Source organism: Luteimonas sp. AC640a (assembly GCF_979256585.1).
Map to the genome: position 1 here is coordinate 20,360 of NZ_CEEDOV010000005.1, position 19,018 is coordinate 39,377.

The following is a 19,018-nucleotide window of genomic DNA, read 5'->3' on the forward strand; positions in this document are numbered from 1 at the left end:
GGAAGCTACCGGACGAAGATGTGAAAGTTGTTAAACAAAAATTAATGAATGCGTACAATTCCTCGTTTTTGAACAGAAATCGGTGAAGGCCATGTGGAGAAAGCGGCGTCATCTTCAGGTCCGACAGGCGAAATTCGGCGCTGCGATCACGATGTGAAATTGTGAATGCGCGTGTGTGTGAATGCCACGAGAAAGATGGCGGATCGGGGTGACCGTCCTCATAAGTGGTCCACCGATCCGGGGAAGGGCACCCCGGGTGCTGCACATGCATCCCCAATCTATATCGGTAGGCGTTGCCCGCAGCAGACCACAACACGCGGGTTGGCGCGGCGCCGTACGGCGCGCTAGTGGAGGACGCGCTTGGACCCGGAGTAGTTCCGCACCCAGTAGCTGCCGTCCAGGTGGTCCAGCCGCACGGTGCCGCCGGTACTCGGGGCATGCACGAAGCGGCCCTCGCCGACATAGATGCCGACGTGGGTCACGCTGCCACCACTGCCGAAGAACACCAGGTCGCCGGTGGCCAGGCGGGCGGGCTCGATCTTCGGGCCCTGATAGGCGAACAGGTCGCGGGAGGTCCGCGGCAGGCGCAGGTCCAGCATGTCGCGGAACACGTAGTTCACCAGGCCGCTGCAGTCGAAGCCGCCCTCGGGTGTGTTGCCGCCGTAGCGGTACGGCGTGCCGACGAGGCTGATCGCGCGCATCAGCACTGCATTGGCCGCGGCCGGGTCGGCCGGTGCGACGGGGGTCCAGGTGCGGGTCGCGGCTTGCGGCTTCGCAGCTGGCTGGGTGGGGCGGACATCATCGCGCCCGCAGCCGGCCAGCGAGAGCGCGCCCACGAGCAGCGTAAACAGCCAGCGGCGCGCAGCGGTTGGCGCCGGCGTGCCGGAGTCCGGATAATGTGGGGTTGCTTGCATGGGGCTACCGGTGGATTGCATCGCCGCATCCTGCCCCAGCCACACATCCTCCTCAAGCGGCGCTGCCGCGCTATCCGGATATTCCAGCAATGAAGATCGAGAAAGACCGCGTCGTCCGTTTCCATTACAGCGTCGCCGAAGCCGGCCAGGAGCCGGTGGAAACCTCGCGTGACCGCGAGCCGCTGGCCATCCTGTTCGGCCACGGCAACATCATCCCGGGTCTGGAGAAGGCGATGGACGGCCGTGAAGCCGGCGAGACCTTCAAGGCCGACGTGATCGCGGCCGATGCCTACGGCGAGCGCCGCGACGGCATGACCCAGCGCGTGCCCAAGAAGCATTTCGCCGAGCAGAAGCTCGCGCCGGGCATGCAGGTCGTGCTCAATACCAGCTTCGGCCCGCGCGCGGTGACGATCGAGAAGATCGGCATGAGCGTCGTCGACGTCGACCTCAACCATCCGATGGCCGGCAAGGACCTGCAGTTCGACATCGAGATCGTTGAAGTGCGTGAAGCCTCGGCCGAGGAAGTCGAGCACGGCCACGTGCACGGCGACGGTGGTCACCAGCACTGAGGCACGTCCGCGCCGCCGGCATTGACGCCAGCGGCGCTCCACATCGCGAGGACCGCAGGATGCAGACGCAGGCCGCGCTTGGACCGGTGCCCACCGGTCAGCGACTCGAAGTGATGGACGTGCTGCGCGGCATCGCGCTGCTCGGCGTGTTCGCGATGAACATCGAATGGTTCAACCGGCCGATGCAGCAGATGGGCTCGGGCATTCCGGTCGATGCGGCCGGGCTCGACTACGCGGTCGCGTGGATCGTGCACGTCTTCGTGGCCGGCAAGTTCTGGACGATGTTCTCGCTGCTGTTCGGTATGGGCTTCGTGCTGATGAGCGGCCGGATCGCCGCGGCCGGACTGTCGGTCGAACGCGTCTTCCTGCGCCGGATGGCAGCGCTGCTGCTGTTCGGTGTGCTGCACATCGTGCTGCTGTGGCCGGGCGACATCCTGCATACCTATGCGATCGCCGGCGCGATCCTGATGGCGATGCGCGCCGTCGCGCCGAAGTGGCAGCTGGTGACCGGCCTGCTGCTGTACGCCGGCATTGCGGCTTTCTATCTGTTGTTCGCGGCGGTGATGTTGGTGCTGCCCGAAGCTGCACTGGCTGAGATGTCCGCGCCGATCGCGGCGAGCGCCGAGCGCGCGGCGAGTGTCTATCCCGATGGCGGCTTCGGCGCAGTGCTCGTGCAGCGCGTCAGCGATTACGCGCAGATCGGTCTGATGGGCCAGACGATGATGGTGCCAATGGTGCTGGGCGTGTTCCTCATCGGCAGCTGGCTGATGTCCGGCGGCTGGCTGCAGGCCCCGGCCGCGCAGCGCCGGTTCTGGTGGCGCCTGCTGGCGATCACGTTGCCGACGGGCCTGGTGTTCACTGCGCTCGCGGTCACTGTCGGCACGACGTTCACGCTCGGCGCGATGGATCCACACGGACTCCTGGCGCAGGGGTTGATGCTGTGCGGCGCGCTGCCGATGTCGCTGGCGTATGTCGCGCTGATCGTGCTCGCGTGGACCAGCGGCGCCGGGGCGCGCGTGCTCGGCGTATTCGCGCCGGTGGGGCGCATGGCGCTGACGCATTACCTCGCCCAGTCGCTGATCTGCTCGCTGCTGTTCTATGGCTACGGCTTCAGCCTGTTCGGCGAACTGGGCCGCGCGGCGCAGACGGGGATCGTGCTCGGTGTGTTCGCGCTGCAAATCGGGATCAGCCATGCGTGGCTGTCGCATCACCGCTATGGACCGATGGAATGGACCTGGCGCTGGCTGACCTACGGACGTCGTCCGGGTTGGCGGCGCATTCCCGCACTGCCGTGAGGGCACCGGCATGAACGCGCGGGATGACGTGCTGATCGTCGGCGGCGGGGTCATCGGCCTCGCCAGCGGCATCGCGCTGCTGCAGGCCGGCCGCGGTGTGCGTGTGCTCGAGGCCGGCACTGCGGGCTGCGGCAGTTCGCACGGCAACTGCGGCACGATCACGCCGAGCCACGCCGCACCGTTGGCCGCGCCCGGCACGGTGGCCAAGGCGCTGCGCTGGATGCTGATGCCCGACGCGCCGTTCCGGGTGAGCCCGCGGTTCGACCCGGCGCTGTGGCGCTGGATGATCGGCTTCGCGGGCCACTGCAACCGGCGCGACTGGCTGCACGCGATGCGCGCGCGCTCGACGATCCTCGAAGCCTCGCGCAGTGCATTCCCGGAGTGGCTCGACACCCTGGGCATCGACTGCGAATTCGAAGCCTCCGGCGTCGATTACATCTACCGCGACCGCGCCGATTTCGACACGTTCGAGGATGAAGCCACGCAACTGCGCGCGCTGGGCGTCGCGGTCGAGCGCATCGACGGCGCCGACTATCTACGTCAGGAGCCGGCCCTGCGCGAAGGCGTGGTCGGCGCGATCCGTTTTCCCGGCGATGCGCGCCTGCGTCCCGATCGCTACGTCGCAGGCCTGGCACGCGCGTTCCGCGCGCTGGGCGGCGAACTGGTCGAGCACTGCGAAGTGCGATCACTTGAGGAGACCGGCGAGGGCGTGCGCGTCGACACCATTGCGGGCGTGTTCACCGGTCGCGACTTGTTGCTCGCCACCGGCGCCTGGTCGCCACTGCTTGCGAAGTCGCTGCGACTGCGGGTGCCGGTGCAGCCCGGTAAGGGCTATTCGATCACCTATTCGCGTCCGTCGATCGTGCCGCGCACGCCGATGGTGCTGCACGAACGCAGCGTCTGCGTGACGGTCTGGGACAGCGGTTTCCGGCTCGGCAGCACGATGGAATTCTCCGGCTACGACCGCTCGCTCAATCGCGTGCGTCTCGATGCACTGGAGAACGCGGCGCGCGAATACCTGCACGAACCGGTCGGTCCGGTGCGCGAGGAAGAGTGGTACGGCTGGCGACCGGTCAGCGTCGACGACGTCCCGATTCTCGGTCCCGCGCCGGGTCATCGTCACCTCTGGCTCGCAACCGGGCATGGCATGCTCGGGGTCAGCATGAGCGTGGCGACCGGACAACTGATGAGCGATCTGATCTGCGGCCGCACGCCGCGCTTCGACCCCGCGCCGTATGCGCCGGCGCGGTTCGCATGAGCGCTTCGCAACACGACGACGCCGCATTGCTGCACTTCGACCTGATCGTGATCGGTGGCGGCTCAGGCGGCCTCGCTGCGGCGTTCCGCGCGGCCGAATACGGTCAGCGCGTCGCGGTACTCGAGCCGCAACCGCTCGGTGGTACCTGCGTCAACGTCGGCTGCGTGCCGAAGAAGGCGATGTGGCTCGCGGCCGATCTGCGCCAGCGCATCGGGCAGGCCGCGCGTTTCGGCTTCAATCTGCCGATGGACGCGCACGTCGCATTCGACTGGCCGTCTTTCATCACCGATCGCCAGCGTTACATCCACGGCATCCACGACAGTTACCGCAAGCGGCTCGACCGCGACGGCATCCTGGTGCTGCCATCACGCGCGCGGCTCGCCGGTCCCGATCGCGTCGAGTGCGAAGACGGGACCTGTCTCACCGCGCCGCATATCGTGCTCGCCGCGGGCTCGCATCCGCAGCGCCCCGATGTTCCGGGAGCCGCGCTGGGTGCGATTTCCGATGACTTCTTCCGCTGGTGCGAGGCGCCGCCACGCGTGGCGATCATCGGCGGCGGTTACATCGCCATCGAGCTTGCGGGTGTGCTGCAGGCGCTCGGCAGCCAGGTCGCGGTGTACGTGCGCGACCAGCGGCTGCTGCGCCAGGCCGATGCCCAGCTCACCGCGCAGCTGGAGGACAACTATCGCCAGCAGGGCATCGAACTGGTGTTCGGCTACGCGCTCAAAGCGCTGCATCGCGATGATGACGGCCTGCGTCTCGAAGCCGAAGACGGCACGATGCGTACGGGCTTCGATCAGGTGCTGTTCGCGACCGGCCGCCGGCCGAACACCGCCGACCTCGGGCTCGAAACCGTCGGCATCACCGTCGACGCCGCCGGCACGTTTCCGGTCGACGCGTGGCAGGCCACATCCGCGCCGGGCGTGTACGCGGTCGGCGACATCTGCGGCTGCGGACCGACGCTGACGCCGGTCGCGATCGCGGCGGCGCGTCGTCTGTGCGACCGCCTGTTCGGCGGCAAGCCCGACGCGAAACTCGACGCCGACAACGTGCCATCGGTGGTGCTCTCGCATCCGCCGCTGGCGATGGTCGGCCTGACCGAGGCGCAGGCGCGCGAGCGGCATGGCGACGACGTGCACACCTATTGCAGCAACTTCCGCCCGATGCGCGAAGCGCTGGCCGAATCGACCCAGCGGAGCCTGTTCAAGCTGGTCTGCGTCGGTGACGACCGGCGCCTGGTCGGCATCCATCTGCTCGGCGATGGCGCCGACGAGATCCTCCAGGGGTTCGCGGTCGCGCTCAAGCGCGGGATCACCCTCGACGATCTGCACGACACCATCGCCATCCATCCGACCAGCGCCGAAGAAGTGGTGCTGATGCGCTGAATGTCAGCGCGGTCCGGATGCCGGGGCAGCCGGACCGCGCCTACAATGCGCCGATGCGCACCGACCTCTTCGACCTTCATCGCGGCGACGCGCCGCTGCTGATCAGCGTCCCGCACAACGGCACGCACGTGCCCGACGCGATCGCCTCGCGGCTCACCGACGATGCGCGCCGCGTGCCGGACACCGACTGGCACGTCGCCGATCTCTACGCATTCGCACGCGAGCTCGGCGCGTCGATGTTGGTGCCCACGCATTCGCGGTACGTCGTCGACCTCAACCGGTCCGAGGACGACGTCTCGCTGTATCCCGGCCAGAACACGACCGGTCTGTGTCCGGTGGTGCGTTTCGACGGCGGTTCGGTATATCTGCCCGGCGCAGAACCATCGCCCGACGACGTCACTGAGCGCGTGGACACCTACTGGCGCCCGTATCACACCGCGCTTGCCGAAGAGATCGCGCGCCTGCGCGCCGCGCATGGGTGGGTGGTGCTGTGGGAAGCCCATTCGATCCGCGGCACGCTGCCGTTCCTGTTCGAAGGTCCGCTGCCGGATCTCAATCTCGGCACCGCCAGTGGTGCGAGCTGTAGTCCCGAGCTCGAAGCGCGGATGACCGCGCAGCTCCAGGCGCAGTCGACGTTCGGCTTCGTCGCCAACGGCCGCTTCAAGGGGGGGCACATCACTCGGCACTACGGACAGCCGGAGACCGGCGTCGAAGCCGTGCAGTTGGAAATCAGCCAGCGCTGCTACATGGACGAGGAAACGTTCGCCTGGGACGCGGCGCGCGCCGATCGGCTGCAGCCGCTGCTGCGCACGCTGATCGAAGACGCGATCGGATATGCCGGCGGAGACTCGCGCCGCGCATGAGCGCCACGCGTGCCAGCGATGCCGAGCTGCTGCGTCCGTTCAAGCCGATGCTGTGGCTGGTCGCCGCCGCGGTGTTCATGCAGATGCTCGACACCACGATCGTCAACACCGCGCTGCCGTCGATGGCGGTCGATCTGGGCCAGTCGCCGCTGCGCATGCAGTCGGTCGTCGTGGCCTACGCGCTGACGGTCGCGATGCTGATTCCCGCGTCGGGCTGGCTCGCCGATCGCTTCGGCACGCGGCGTCTGTTCGTCGCGGCGATCGTGCTGTTCTCCGCCGGTTCGCTGGCCTGCGCGCTATCGCAGAATCTCGATGCGCTGGTCGCTTCGCGCGTGCTGCAGGGCGTCGGCGGCGCGATGATGATGCCGGTCGGGCGGCTGGCGGTGCTGCGCGCGGTGCCGCGCACGGCGTTCCTCGCGGCGATGAGTTTCGTCACCGTGCCCGGCCTGATCGGCCCGCTGATCGGTCCGGCGCTTGGCGGCTGGCTGGCCGATGTCGCGTCCTGGCACTGGATCTTCCTGATCAATCTGCCGCTGGGCGTGCTCGGCGCGATCTCCGCATTGAAGTGGATGCCAGACCTGCGCGCACCGGTCTCGCGCTTCGACCTACCGGGCTACGCGATGCTCGCGTTCGGCATGATCGCGATCTCGTTGTCGGTCGAGGCGTTGTCGGGCAATGCCGCGCGGCATGCGGCACTGGTCGTGCTGCTGGTCACCGGCCTCGCCGCGCTGGTCGCGTACTGGCTGCACGCCGCGCGCTCGGTCGCGCCGCTGTTTCCGTTGACGCTGTTTCGCACGCGCACCTTCAGTGTGGGTCTTCTCGGCAATCTGTTCGCGCGCCTCGGCAGCAGCGGCATGCCGTACATGATTCCGTTGCTGCTGCAGGTCGCGCTCGGCTATCCGCCGACCCACGCCGGACTGATGATGATTCCCGTCGCGCTGGCAGGCATGTTCTCCAAGCGTATCGTCGTGCCGCTGGTGCAGCGCTTCGGCTACCGCAACGTGCTGGTGGTCAACACCGTGCTGACCGGTCTGACGATGGCGAGCTTCGCGCTGGTCGACGTGGGCCAGCCGACCTGGCTGCACATCGTGCAGTTCGCGATCTTCGGCGCGGTCAATTCGCTGCAGTTCACCGCGATGAACACCCTGGCGCTGCGCGATCTCGGCGGCCCGGAGGCGAGCGCCGGCAACAGCCTGCTGTCGATGGTGATGATGCTGGCGATGAGCCTGGGTGTTGCGACCGCGGGCGGTTTGCTCGGCGCCTTCAGCGGTGAACCGGTCGGCGACGCGCCGGTGCTCGCAGCATTCCGATGGACCTTCGTCTGCATCGGCGCGCTGACGTTGGCATCGGCAGCGATCTTCGCCCAGCTCGGCCGCACCCATCGCATTCCCGGGCGCGTGGTCGAGACCAGCGATCAGGCCTGACGCAGACCGGCGCGGCGGTTCGCGCAGCGACTGTTGCAGGTACGGCTCGTTCCACTCACGCCGGCCACCACACCAGCAGTTGCAGCGCGAGTGGCACCGTGACGATCGCGAGCAGGGTCTGCAACGTGATCAGAGATGCCATCAAAGGCGCATCGCCGCCCATCTGGCGCGCCATGATGTAGGCGTTGGACGCAGCCGGCAGCGCGGCATAGAAACAGGCGGCGCGGGTGACGTCTTCGTCGGCGCCGAGCAGACGACAGGTCGCGACGGCGAGCAGCGGCAGCGCCAACAGTTTCAATGTCGAGGTGATGCCGAGTGCCAGCGGCCGCGCGGACGACCAGTTGAAGTCGAGTCCGCCACCGACGCAGATCAGACCCAGCGCGAGCGACGCGCTGCCGACGATGTCGAGCCCGTTGCCGAGCGGCGCGGGCACCTGCAGGCCGATGACATTCACCAACGCGCCGGCGACCGTCGCGACGATGATCGGATTCTTCGCCAGCATCGTCGCGATGCGCGCGGCACCGACGCGCGTGCCGCTCCACCACGCCAGCGCGACGACGGCGACCACGTTGACCACCGGCAGGCAGATCGCCAGCGCCAGCATCACCAGTGCAGCAGCGTCGTCCTCGAACAGCAGCGACGCGACTGCGAGTCCGAAGTAGGTGCTCGGACGCACGGCGCCCTGGATGATCGACGAACGGCTGGGGTCGGGCAGGCGCGGTGCGAAACGCAATGCGATCACCAGCAGCGCGACCATCGCCAGCGTCGGCAGCAGGGTCGCTGCGGTGAGATCGCGCAGCGCGCCGCCGGTGAATTCCAGCCGCGCGGTGTTGATGAAGAGCAGCGCGGGAAACGCGACGTAGAACGAAAACCACTCGATCGCCGGGAAGAAGCCCTCCGGCGTCCAGCGGCTGCGCCGCAGCCAGACGCCGAGCAGGACGATCAGCAGAACCGGGATGGTGTAGTCGAGCATCGGTCAGGCGCGGCTGACGGGCGTGGCGGTGTGATCCGTCGCCACGTCACGGCGCGCCATCAGACTTCCAGTGTGGCCAGGTCGCCCTTGGTTTCCAGCCAGGCCTTGCGGTCCGACGCGCGCTTCTTCGCCAGCAGCATGTCGACCAGCGAATGCGTCTGCAGGCTGTCGTCGTCGGTCAGCTGCACCAGGCGACGTGTGTCGGGATGGATCGCCGACTCGCGCAACTGCGAGGGATTCATTTCGCCGAGACCCTTGAACCGGGTGACGTTGATCTGGCCCTTGAGCTTCTCGCGCGCGATCTTCTCCAGCAGCAGGCGCTTCTCTTCCTCGTCGAGCGCGTAGAACACCTGCTTGCCCACGTCGACGCGGAACAGCGGCGGCATCGCGACGAAGATGTTGCCGGCCGCGACCAGCGCCGGGAAATGGCGCAGGAACAGCGCGCACAGCAGCGTCGCGATGTGCAGGCCGTCGGAGTCGGCATCGGCCAGGATCACAACCTTGCCGTAGCGCAGACCGGAGATGTCTTCCTTGCCCGGATCGCAGCCGATCGCGATCGCCAGGTTGTGCACTTCCTCCGATGCCAGCACCGAGGTGCTCGCCACTTCCCAGGTGTTGAGGATCTTGCCGCGCAGCGGGAGGATCGCCTGGAAATCCTTGTCGCGCGCCTGCTTGGCACTGCCGCCGGCCGAGTCGCCCTCGACGAGGAACAACTCGGTACGCGAGAGATCCTGGCTGATGCAGTCGGCCAGCTTGCCCGGCAGCGCCGGGCCCTGGGTGACCTTCTTGCGGACGATCTGCTTCTCGGTCTTGAGCCGCGCACTGGCGCGGTCGATCGCGAGCTGGGCGATCTTCTCTCCCAGATCCGTGTGCTGGTTGAGCCACAGGCTGAAGGCGTCGTGCGCGGCGCCTTCGACAAAGCCCGCGGCCTGGCGCGACGACAGCCGTTCCTTGGTCTGGCCGGAGAACTGCGGGTCGGTCATCTTCATCGACAGCACGAAGGCGACGCGGTCCCAGACGTCTTCCGGCGCCAGCTTGACGCCGCGCGGCAGCAGATTGCGGAAGTCGCAGAACTCGCGCAGCGCGTCGGTGAAGCCGGTGCGCAGGCCGTTGACGTGGGTGCCGTGCTGCGCGGTCGGGATCAGATTGACGTAGCTCTCCTGCACCAGCTCGCCATCGACCACCCACGCAACCGCCCAGTCGACGGTCTCGGTGTCCTTCTTGAGCGCGCCGACGAATAGCTCCGGCGGCAGCAGCTCGCGTTCGGCCAGCTCGCCCTTGAGGTAATCGCGCAGGCCGTCCTCGAACAGCCACTGGTCGCGCTCGCCGGTGGCTTCGTCCAGCAGGGTGACGGTCAGGCCGGGACACAGCACGGCCTTGGCCCGCAGCAGATGGCGCAGCGCGCGTACGCTGAACTTCGGGCTGTCGAAATACTTCGGGTCGGCCCAGAAGCGCACCCGGGTGCCGGTGTTCTTCTTGCCGACGGTGCCGACCACTTCCAGCGGCGACGCGCGGTCGCCATCGCGGAAGGTGATGCGGTGCTCGCTGCCGTCGCGCTTGATGTGCACTTCCACCAGCGTCGACAGCGCATTGACCACGCTGACGCCGACGCCGTGCAGGCCGCCGCTGAAGGTGTAGTTCTTGTTGTTGAACTTTCCGCCCGCGTGCAGGCGCGTGAGGATCAGCTCGACGCCCGGAATCTTTTCTTCGGGATGGATGTCGACCGGCATGCCGCGGCCGTCGTCGGACACCTCGCAACTGCCGTCCTTGAACAGCGTGACGGCGATCTCGCGGGCATGACCGGCCAGCGCTTCGTCGACGGCGTTGTCGATGACTTCCTGCGCCAGATGGTTCGGGCGCGTGGTGTCGGTGTACATGCCGGGGCGGCGCTTGACCGGATCCAGGCCGGAGAGGACTTCGATATCGGCGGCGTTGTAACGGGTGTTCATTCGATGCTGCGCAGCGGGAATCGGCGCATGTTAAAGGAATTGCCGATCCGCCGATTCCAGGTCCCTTCGCAACAGGAAATGCCGCAATCCGCGCCGCCGCTGCATGTAAGCGGTTGCAGCGAAGTTAGGGCCTTGTGCACCGGTTGTAAGCGGGGCGTTGTTCAGTTGCGGGCCGGGTCGCGGTGGCTAGGTTCGAACCGTCGAGCAGATCCAGCCGACACCCTTCATCCGCCGCTCCGCCGCGGATGGTTTGCAAGACGCAACGCTGCTCCACTTTCGAATTCAAATCCGGAGAGTCCAATGAAGACCCGCAACGTACTGTTCGCCGCCATCGTCGCCACCGCCTTCGCCGCCCCCGCGTTCGCCCAGGATGCCTCGGTCGAGCAGCAGGCCCGCGACGCCCAAGTCGCCGCGCAGCAGGCCGAGCAGGCTGCCCAGACCGCCGAGGCTTCGGCGCAGGCTGCCGAAACTGCCGCCACCGAAGCCGGTTACGCGACCGACGCGGTGAACGAGGCCTACGACGCGCAGGCCGACGCCGCCGTCCAGACCGCCGAAGAGCCGGTGCCGCAGGTCGAGGCAGAAGAGGAAGATCCGGCCTGATCCACGCGCCCGGCATCACCCACGGAACGCCCCGGTCATCCGGGGCGTTCTGCTGTGCGGGCGGGCATCGATGTGCCGATCTGTTGCGCGGGACCGGGCGCCGCTCGGCCACAGCCTGTAGAATGGGGCTTTCCAGCGACCTGCTGTGCCCATGACGCCTCCTTCCAGTTCCATCACTCCGCTCGTGTTCGTGACCGGCGGCGTGGTCTCTTCCCTCGGGAAGGGCATCGCGGCCGCCTCGCTGGCGGCCATTCTTGAAGCCCGCGGCCTGCGGGTGACGATGATGAAGCTCGATCCGTACATCAACGTCGATCCCGGCACGATGAGCCCGTTCCAGCACGGCGAGGTCTACGTGACCGACGACGGCGCGGAAACCGATCTCGATCTCGGGCACTACGAGCGCTTCATCAATGTGCGTCTGTCCGGCAAGAACTCGATCACGACCGGCAAGATCTACGAAAGCGTGATCCGCAAGGAGCGCCGCGGCGATTACCTCGGCGCGACCGTGCAGGTCATTCCGCACATCACCGACGCGATCAAGCGCGCCATCGACGAGGCGACGCAGGGCTACGACGTGGCCCTGGTCGAGATCGGCGGCACGGTCGGCGACATCGAATCGCTGCCGTTCCTCGAGGCCATCCGCCAGATCCGCACCGACCGCGGCAGCGACAAGGCCGTCTTCATGCATCTGACCCTGGTGCCGTACATCGCGGCCGCCGGCGAGCTGAAGACCAAGCCCACGCAGCACTCGGTCAAGGAACTGCGGTCGATCGGCATCCAGCCCGACATCCTGCTGTGCCGCAGCGAGCAGCCGCTGCCCGATGGCGAGCGCCGCAAGATCGCCTCGTTCACCAATGTCTCGGAGAAGGCGGTGATCTCGGCCGTCGATCTCGACAACATCCACAAGATTCCGATGTGGCTGCACGCGCAGGGTCTGGACGAGATCGTCGTCGAGCGCCTGCGCCTGGGCGACAAGGCCAAGCCGACCGCCGATCTGTCGGAGTGGATCGATGTCGTCAATGCGGTCGAGCATCCGATCGACGAAGTCGTGATCGGCGTGGTCGGCAAGTACGTCGACCACAAGGACGCTTACAAGTCGGTCGGCGAAGCGCTCAAGCATGGCGGCGTGCGCCAGCGCACCCGCGTCAGCCTGAAGTGGATCGAATCGCAGGACATCGAGCGCGATGGCGCCGCCGCGTGGCTCGGCGATGTCGACGGCGTGCTGGTGCCGGGCGGCTTCGGCGATCGCGGTTTCGAAGGCAAGGTCCTCGCCTCGCAGTACTCGCGCGAAACCGGCCTGCCGTATTTCGGCATCTGCTACGGCATGCAGGCCGCCGTCGTCGACATGGCGCGCAACGTTGCCGGTCTCGAAGGCGCCAACAGCACCGAGAACGACAAGCAGTCGCCGCATCCGGTGATCGGTCTGATCACCGAATGGCGCACGCAGTCGGGCGATGTCGAGCGTCGCAGCGAAGAAAGCGATCTAGGCGGCACGATGCGTCTGGGCCTGCAGGAACAGCGCCTCAAGCCCGGCACGAAGTCGCGCGAGGTCTACGGCCAGGATGTCGTCGGCGAGCGCCATCGCCACCGCTACGAATTCAACAACCGCTACCGCACCCAGCTCGAGGACGCCGGCCTGGTGATCGCCGCCAAGTCGATGGACGACCTGCTGGTGGAGATGGTGGAACTGCCGCAGCATCCGTGGTTCATCGCCTGCCAGGCGCATCCCGAATTCCTGTCCACGCCGCGCGGCGGCCATCCGCTGTTCGTCGGCTTCGTGCGCGCCGCGCGCGAGCAGAAAGCCGGCGGCGCGCTGCTCAAGGAGGCACATGCATGAAGCTCTGTGGATTCGAGGTCGGTCTCGACCAGCCGTTCTTCCTGATCGCCGGTCCCTGCGTCATCGAGTCCGAGCAGTTGCAGCTCGACGTCGCCGGCCAGTTGAAGGAGATCACGTCCGATCTCGGCATCAACTTCATCTTCAAGTCGAGCTTCGACAAGGCCAACCGCACCTCCGGCACCAGCTTCCGCGGCCCGGGCATGGAAGAAGGCCTGCGCGTACTGGCGGAGGTGAAGCGCCAGCTCGGCGTGCCGGTGCTGACCGACGTGCACGAATACACGCCGATGGACGAGGTTGCCTCGGTCGTCGACGTGCTGCAGACGCCGGCCTTTCTCGTGCGCCAGACCGATTTCATCAAGAAAGTCTGCGCCGCCGGCAAGCCGGTCAACATCAAGAAGGGCCAGTTCCTGTCGCCGTGGGACATGAAGCCGGTCGTCGAGAAGGCGAAGTCCACCGGTAACGACCAGATCATGGTCTGCGAGCGCGGCGCGAGCTTCGGCTACAACAATCTGGTCAGCGACATGCGTTCGCTGGCAGTGATGCGCGAGACGAATTGTCCGGTCGTGTTCGACGCCACCCATTCGGTGCAGCTGCCGGGCGGGCAGGGCAATTCCAGCGGTGGCCAACGCGAGTTCGTGCCGGTACTGGCGCGCGCGGCGATCGCCGTCGGCGTGGCCGGCGTTTTTATGGAGACGCATCCCAAGCCGGAAGAAGCACTCAGCGACGGTCCGAATGCGTGGCCGCTGGCCCGCATGCGCGCATTGCTGGAAACCATGCTCGAACTCGACGCCGTGACCAAGCGTGCCGGCTTCGCGGAAGCGGACCTCTGACCGGCTGGCGAATACGTTCTGGTCCGGGAAGCGTGATTTCATCCAGAACAGTTGAAGTCGTGATGCGCGGCGCACGCTCGTTCTGGCTTGCAGTGGCGCTCATCCTGGTGTCAATGCCGTCCGTCGCCTGCTCGTGGGGCGATCCCTCGCGTCGACTCCAGGATGAGATTCGCGGCTATTACGATGCTGATGTGGTCTTTCTCGCGCGAATCCGTGATGTTAAAGAACGTCCCCCCGGCGGCAATGACCGTTTCTGGACGGCTGTCGCTACATACGACGTGCTCGAGGTCTATCGGGGCACGCCGTCCAGCGACGGCGTCGTCGCATCTGAAATGACTTTCAAACCGGGTGTTGACGGGGCTCCCCCCAGCTCCTGTACTGGAGGTTCTCTCCCGACGGGTAGTGAAGGTGCCGTGTTGCTGATCTTTGCATCGAGGCAGGATCGGGAAGATGTCGCCTCTTACTACACAATCGACCGATTCAACACTTCGCGGATAGGCGCCTGCGAAGGGTGCGACGCTGTCCTGGAAAGAATGCGCCTGTACGGTGAAGCTGAGCACGTCCCGCCGAAGCAAAACTAGAATCCGTTTTTCCGTTTCATCCTTCGACATTGAGACTTTTTGCGACCATGACGACCATCGCCAAGATCCACGCCCGCGAGATCCTCGACTCCCGTGGCAATCCGACCCTCGAAGCCGAAGTGACGCTGGAAGACGGCAGCTTCGGCCGTGCGATGGTGCCCTCCGGCGCCTCGACCGGCGCCCGTGAGGCGGTGGAGCTGCGCGATGGCGACAAGACGCGCTATCTCGGCAAGGGCGTGCTCAAGGCCGTCGGCAACGTCAACGGCGCGATCGCCGAGGCGTTGAAGGGCTTCGACGCCGCCGACCAGGCCGGTCTCGACAAGCGCCTGATCGATCTCGACGGCACCGAAAACAAGGGCCGACTGGGCGCGAATGCGCTGCTGGGGGTCTCGATGGCGAATGCGCACGCGCTGGCTGCGTCGAAGAAGATTCCGCTGTGGAAGCTGCTCGGCGGCGACCGCGCGCCGGTGCTGCCGGTGCCGATGATGAACATCATCAACGGCGGCGCGCATGCCGACAACAACGTCGATTTCCAGGAATTCATGGTGTTGCCGGTCGGCTTCTCGAGCTTCTCCGAGTCGCTGCGCGCAGGCACCGAAATCTTCCATGCACTCAAATCCGTGCTCAAGAGCCACGGCCTGAGCACGGCGGTGGGCGACGAAGGCGGCTTCGCGCCGGACTTCCGCAGCAACGTCGAAGCGCTCGACACGATTCTCGAAGCGATCGGCAAGGCCGGCTATGCCGCGGGCGACGATGTACTGCTGGGTCTGGACGTCGCGTCGAGCGAATTCCACGACAACGGCAAGTACCACCTGGTCGGCGAGAACAAGCGCCTGACCGGCGAGCAGTTCGTCGACTTCCTTGCCGACTGGGCCGCGCAGTACCCGATCGTCACGATCGAGGACGGCATGGCCGAGGATGACTGGACCGGCTGGAAGCAGCTGACCGACCGCATCGGCGACAAGGTGCAGCTGGTCGGTGACGATCTGTTCGTCACCAACCCGAAGATCTTCAAGGAAGGCATCGATTCGAAGACCGCGAACGCGATCCTGATCAAGGTCAACCAGATCGGCACGCTGACCGAAACGCTCGAAGCCATCGCGATGGCGGATGCGGCCGGTTACGCCGCGGTCGTGTCGCACCGTTCCGGCGAGACCGAGGACACGACGATCGCCGACATCGCGGTTGCCACCACGGCCACGCAGATCAAGACCGGTTCGCTGTGCCGCAGCGACCGCGTCGCCAAGTACAACCAGCTGCTGCGCATCGAAGAGGCCCTGGGCAGTGCTGCCCGGTATGCCGGCCGCGATGCGTTCGTGTCGCTGAAGCGCTGATTCCACAGGACTCATTCGATGCGCGCGTTGCTCGTCGTGCTGCTGGTGCTCGCCACGCTGCTGGCCTGGTTGCAGTACCGGCTGTGGTTCGGCGTGGGCGGGACCGAGCAGGTCGAGGAACTGCGCGGTCGCGTCGAAACGCAGGCGCGCCAGAACGAAGGCCTGGAACAACGCAACGCCGCGCTCGCGGCCGAAGTCGCCGACCTCAAATCCGGTGAGGCGGCGATCGAGGAACGCGCGCGTGGCGAGCTCGGCATGATCAAACCGGGCGAAACCTTCTACCGCGTCGTCGACGATGCACGCATCGCGCCGCTGCCGGCCGAGCACGCGCTCGATCCGGACGCGCAGCGCCGCGCGCAGGACCAGGCGCCGTGAGCACCCCGGATCGGGTCCGGGGCGGGCTCTGGGTCATCGTGCCGGCCGCCGGTCGCGGCAGCCGGTTCGGTGGCGCGGTCCCGAAACAATTTCTCGAGGTCGGCGGGCGCAGCGTTCTGGCGCACACGCTCGACGCGCTCGCCAGTCATTCCGGCATCGGCGGCATCGTGCTGGTGCTCGGTGCGGACGACGCCCCGCTGCTGCCCGAAGCCGTGCTGCACGGCAAGCCGCTGGTCCGCGCACCGGGTGGCGACACACGTGCGGCATCGGTGCTCGCCGGTCTGCACGCATTGCCCGAATCGGTCCGCCCCGACGACTTCGTGCTGGTGCACGACGCCGCGCGTCCGAACCTGCATGCCGACGATCTGGATGCGCTGCTCGAACGCGGCCGCATGGATCCGGTCGGCGCGATCCTCGCCTCGCCCGTACGCGACACGCTCAAGCGGGCGGGCGACGACGGCGGCATCGACGGCACGCAGCCGCGCGAACGCCTGTGGCGCGCGCTGACCCCGCAGCTGTTCCGCCGCCTGCAACTGGGCCGCGCACTGGAAGCGGCCGACGCTGACGGCATCGCCGTCACCGACGAAGCCATGGCCATGGAGCGCCAGGGCGCCCGACCATTGCTGGTCGAAGGCCGCGAAGACAACTTCAAGATCACCACGCCGGCGGATTTCGCGCGTTTCGAGTTCGAGTTGTCGCGACGGCCGTAACGCCTGCGCGACTGACACCTCTGTCTCCGGGACCTGATTCGCGTCGTGTCTCAGACAACGTCTGGTTTCCGATCTGCAGTTGCGCCTAAGTATCTGGAAGGGCTAGAAAATTTCCCGTCACTCCCGCGAAAGCGGGAGTCCATTGACGTGCGCGTGGACGTTACGAAAGTCCTTGGATTCCCGCCGTCGCGGGAATGACGACTCTTAATTTCAGTCGCCAGCCGAGGCACGACGCAAATCAGGCCTCCGCGAGAGGTCGACGCGTACCGCGCATCGCGTGAGGGCAGGGCGCGCCACCAGATCCAATGATGGGTTTCGCACCGCTCTACCCCTCCTGCGCAGATCCGGCCTGCCGACTGGTCAGGCGTGTTCGCCAAGGCCGTACCTCCGACTTGCCCGCGCGCCGATCCATGGCAAGCTGCCGTCCCGTTTTCCTGCAGGGTCCGCCCCATGACCGCCACGCCTGATTTCCGCATCGGCCAGGGCTTCGACGTCCACGCCTTCGGCGACGGCGACCACGTCATGGTCGGCGGCGTCCGCATCCCGTTCGAGCGCGGCGTGCTCGCGCACAGCGATGGCGATGTCGCATTGCATGCACTGTGCGACGCGATGCTCGGCGCGCTCGCGCTCGGTGATATCGGCGTGCATTTCCCGCCGTCCGACGACCGCTGGAAGGGTGCCGACAGCCGTGCGCTGCTGCGGCATTGCAATACCTTGCTGGACGAGCGTGGCTGGCGCGTCGGCAACGCCGACGTCACCGTGATCTGCGAGCGGCCGAAGATCGGCCCGCATGCGGCGGCGATGCGCGCGGGGATTGCCGACGACCTTGGCATTGCGCTCGACTGCATTTCGGTCAAGGCGACGACCAGCGAACAGCTCGGCTTTACCGGCCGCGGCGAAGGCATCGCCGCGCAGGCCGTGTGCCTGCTGGTGCGCGATGGCGGCTGAGCCGGACGAGAGCGCCGACCTCGTGGCCGGCACGCCGACCGCGCATGGCGCGCCGGCGCTGTCGGCGACGATCCGCCAGCATCCGTCGGATTTTCGTGTCGACGAGATCGACGGCTTCGAGGCCAGCGGCGCGGGCGAACACCTGCTGCTGACGATCGAGAAGACCGGCATGAACACCGCGTTCGTCGCGCGCCTGCTCGCGCAGTGGGCGGATGTCGACGGCCGCGCGGTCGGCTACGCCGGGCTGAAGGATCGCCACGCACTGACGACGCAGCGTTTCACCGTGCAGTTGCCCGGCCGCGACGCGCCCGACATCGCCGCGCTCGAGGCCATGGCCACCGGACACGGCCAGTCGCTGCGCGTGCTGGCGCAGGCGCGGCACGCGCGCAAGCTGCCGCGCGGCGCGCTGGCGGGGAACCGCTTCGTGCTGACGCTGCGCGATGTCGTCGGTGATGTCGCGGCGATCGAGGCGCGCCTGCAGACGATCGCCACGCGCGGCGTGCCGAATTACTTCGGCGAACAGCGCTTCGGTCACGACGGCGGCAACATCGACAAAGCACTGCGCATGTTCGCCGCGCCGCGCCGGCGCATGGACCGTGACCAGCGCGCGATGCTGCTGTCGGCCGCACGCTCGGCGTTGTTCAACCGCGTGCTCGCGGCGCGCGTCGACGCCGGCGACTGGGACACCGGTCTCGATGGCGAGGTCTGGATGCTCGACGGCAGCCGCAGCGTGTTCGGGCCAGAACCGGCCAGCGTCGAGCTCGACGCACGCGTCGCCGCGCAGGACATCCATCCGACCGCGCCGCTGTGGGGCCGCGGCGCGTTGCGCAGCACCGGCGAAGCACTCGCACGTGAAACCGCGGCACTCGACGATCCGCAGGCGCTCGCGCTGCGCGAAGGCCTGGAAACCGCGGGCCTGTCGCAGGAACGTCGCGCGACACGCCTGCGACCGGGCGAGCTGCGGTGGACCTGGCAGGCAAAGGACCAGTTGCAGGTGTCGTTCGTATTGCCGGCGGGCTGTTATGCGACCTCGGTGCTCGCCGAACTCGGCACGATCGGCAACGCCGCCGCCCGTCGGCCCGCACCGGACGCGCCGACCGACGGTTGATCTGCATACGCGACGCGGGTGTATAGCGCAGGGGCAGGTACCGCAACGGCGGCGCGCCTGCGCCG

Annotated in this window: 18 protein-coding genes; 15 read left to right on the top strand and 3 right to left on the bottom strand. The window is 67.1% G+C overall.

All coding sequences use genetic code 11. The features are described from left to right. Nucleotides 1–344: 344 nt before the first annotated feature. A complete protein-coding gene (locus tag ACZ9YD_RS02935; protein WP_465073647.1) occupies nucleotides 345–914 on the bottom strand; it encodes a C40 family peptidase in 570 nt (189 codons plus the stop codon). An 89-nt stretch (nucleotides 915–1,003) separates the two neighbouring features. Here ACZ9YD_RS02935 and ACZ9YD_RS02940 point away from each other — a divergent pair, with 89 nt between their 5' ends. Genes ACZ9YD_RS02940 through mdtD form a run of 6 tightly spaced genes read left to right on the top strand, consistent with a single transcriptional unit; the run spans nucleotide 1,004 to nucleotide 7,708 of the window. After that, nucleotides 1,004–1,483: an FKBP-type peptidyl-prolyl cis-trans isomerase gene (locus ACZ9YD_RS02940; RefSeq protein ID WP_465073648.1), complete on the top strand. Its 480-nt coding sequence runs from the start codon at nucleotides 1,004–1,006 to the stop codon at nucleotides 1,481–1,483. A 59-nt stretch (nucleotides 1,484–1,542) separates the two neighbouring features. Further along, a complete protein-coding gene (locus ACZ9YD_RS02945) occupies nucleotides 1,543–2,778 on the top strand; it encodes a DUF418 domain-containing protein (protein ID WP_465073649.1) in 1,236 nt (411 codons plus the stop codon). Nucleotides 2,779–2,788: 10 nt separating this feature from the next. Next, complete coding sequence (locus ACZ9YD_RS02950) at nucleotides 2,789–4,036, top strand: NAD(P)/FAD-dependent oxidoreductase (RefSeq protein ID WP_465073650.1); 1,248 nt, start codon at nucleotides 2,789–2,791, stop codon at nucleotides 4,034–4,036. Next, nucleotides 4,033–5,421: a glutathione-disulfide reductase gene (gene gorA / locus ACZ9YD_RS02955; RefSeq protein ID WP_465073651.1), complete on the top strand. Its 1,389-nt coding sequence runs from the start codon at nucleotides 4,033–4,035 to the stop codon at nucleotides 5,419–5,421. Before ACZ9YD_RS02950 ends, gorA begins: the two co-directional genes overlap by 4 nt. A gap of 53 nt (nucleotides 5,422–5,474) precedes the next feature. Next, complete coding sequence (gene hutG, locus ACZ9YD_RS02960; RefSeq protein WP_465073652.1) at nucleotides 5,475–6,284, top strand: N-formylglutamate deformylase; 810 nt, start codon at nucleotides 5,475–5,477, stop codon at nucleotides 6,282–6,284. Further along, the gene (mdtD, locus tag ACZ9YD_RS02965) at nucleotides 6,281–7,708 is read left to right on the top strand and encodes a multidrug transporter subunit MdtD (protein ID WP_465073653.1); all 1,428 of its coding nucleotides are present in this window, start codon (nucleotides 6,281–6,283) and stop codon (nucleotides 7,706–7,708) included. The genes hutG and mdtD overlap by 4 nt, the downstream gene beginning before the upstream one ends. Nucleotides 7,709–7,763: 55 nt before the next feature. Here the strand turns inward: mdtD and ACZ9YD_RS02970 are convergent, their stop codons facing one another. Together ACZ9YD_RS02970 and parE are read right to left on the bottom strand one after the other, a co-directional pair. After that, nucleotides 7,764–8,681: an AEC family transporter gene (locus tag ACZ9YD_RS02970; RefSeq protein ID WP_465073654.1), complete on the bottom strand. Its 918-nt coding sequence runs from the start codon at nucleotides 8,679–8,681 to the stop codon at nucleotides 7,764–7,766. A 59-nt stretch (nucleotides 8,682–8,740) separates the two neighbouring features. Continuing rightward, the gene (gene parE / locus ACZ9YD_RS02975; protein ID WP_465073655.1) at nucleotides 8,741–10,630 is read right to left on the bottom strand and encodes a DNA topoisomerase IV subunit B; all 1,890 of its coding nucleotides are present in this window, start codon (nucleotides 10,628–10,630) and stop codon (nucleotides 8,741–8,743) included. A 300-nt stretch (nucleotides 10,631–10,930) separates the two neighbouring features. Between parE and ACZ9YD_RS02980 the strand changes: the two genes are divergently transcribed. From ACZ9YD_RS02980 to truD, 9 genes are all read left to right on the top strand, one after another. Beyond that, entirely contained in the window at nucleotides 10,931–11,230 is a 300-nt protein-coding gene (locus ACZ9YD_RS02980) for a hypothetical protein (protein WP_465073657.1), read from the top strand. Nucleotides 11,231–11,402: 172 nt separating this feature from the next. Continuing rightward, nucleotides 11,403–13,067: a CTP synthase gene (locus tag ACZ9YD_RS02985; protein WP_465073762.1), complete on the top strand. Its 1,665-nt coding sequence runs from the start codon at nucleotides 11,403–11,405 to the stop codon at nucleotides 13,065–13,067. Next, a complete protein-coding gene (gene kdsA, locus ACZ9YD_RS02990; protein WP_465073658.1) occupies nucleotides 13,064–13,897 on the top strand; it encodes a 3-deoxy-8-phosphooctulonate synthase in 834 nt (277 codons plus the stop codon). The genes ACZ9YD_RS02985 and kdsA overlap by 4 nt, the downstream gene beginning before the upstream one ends. Before the next feature lie 62 nt (nucleotides 13,898–13,959). After that, nucleotides 13,960–14,478, top strand: a complete 519-nt coding sequence (locus ACZ9YD_RS02995) for a hypothetical protein (RefSeq protein ID WP_465073659.1) — start codon at nucleotides 13,960–13,962, stop codon at nucleotides 14,476–14,478. Nucleotides 14,479–14,525: 47 nt separating this feature from the next. Then, on the top strand, nucleotides 14,526–15,812 hold the full coding sequence (gene eno, locus ACZ9YD_RS03000) for a phosphopyruvate hydratase (protein ID WP_465073660.1): 1,287 nt from the start codon (nucleotides 14,526–14,528) through the stop codon (nucleotides 15,810–15,812). 18 nt (nucleotides 15,813–15,830) lie between these two features. Then, a complete protein-coding gene (gene ftsB / locus ACZ9YD_RS03005) occupies nucleotides 15,831–16,187 on the top strand; it encodes a cell division protein FtsB (protein ID WP_465073661.1) in 357 nt (118 codons plus the stop codon). Next, complete coding sequence (ispD, locus tag ACZ9YD_RS03010; RefSeq protein WP_465073662.1) at nucleotides 16,184–16,897, top strand: 2-C-methyl-D-erythritol 4-phosphate cytidylyltransferase; 714 nt, start codon at nucleotides 16,184–16,186, stop codon at nucleotides 16,895–16,897. The genes ftsB and ispD overlap by 4 nt, the downstream gene beginning before the upstream one ends. Nucleotides 16,898–17,347: 450 nt before the next feature. Next, a complete protein-coding gene (gene ispF / locus ACZ9YD_RS03015; protein ID WP_465073663.1) occupies nucleotides 17,348–17,845 on the top strand; it encodes a 2-C-methyl-D-erythritol 2,4-cyclodiphosphate synthase in 498 nt (165 codons plus the stop codon). Then, nucleotides 17,835–18,953, top strand: a complete 1,119-nt coding sequence (gene truD, locus ACZ9YD_RS03020; RefSeq protein ID WP_465073664.1) for a tRNA pseudouridine(13) synthase TruD — start codon at nucleotides 17,835–17,837, stop codon at nucleotides 18,951–18,953. Before ispF ends, truD begins: the two co-directional genes overlap by 11 nt. Nucleotides 18,954–19,018 lie beyond the last annotated feature (65 nt).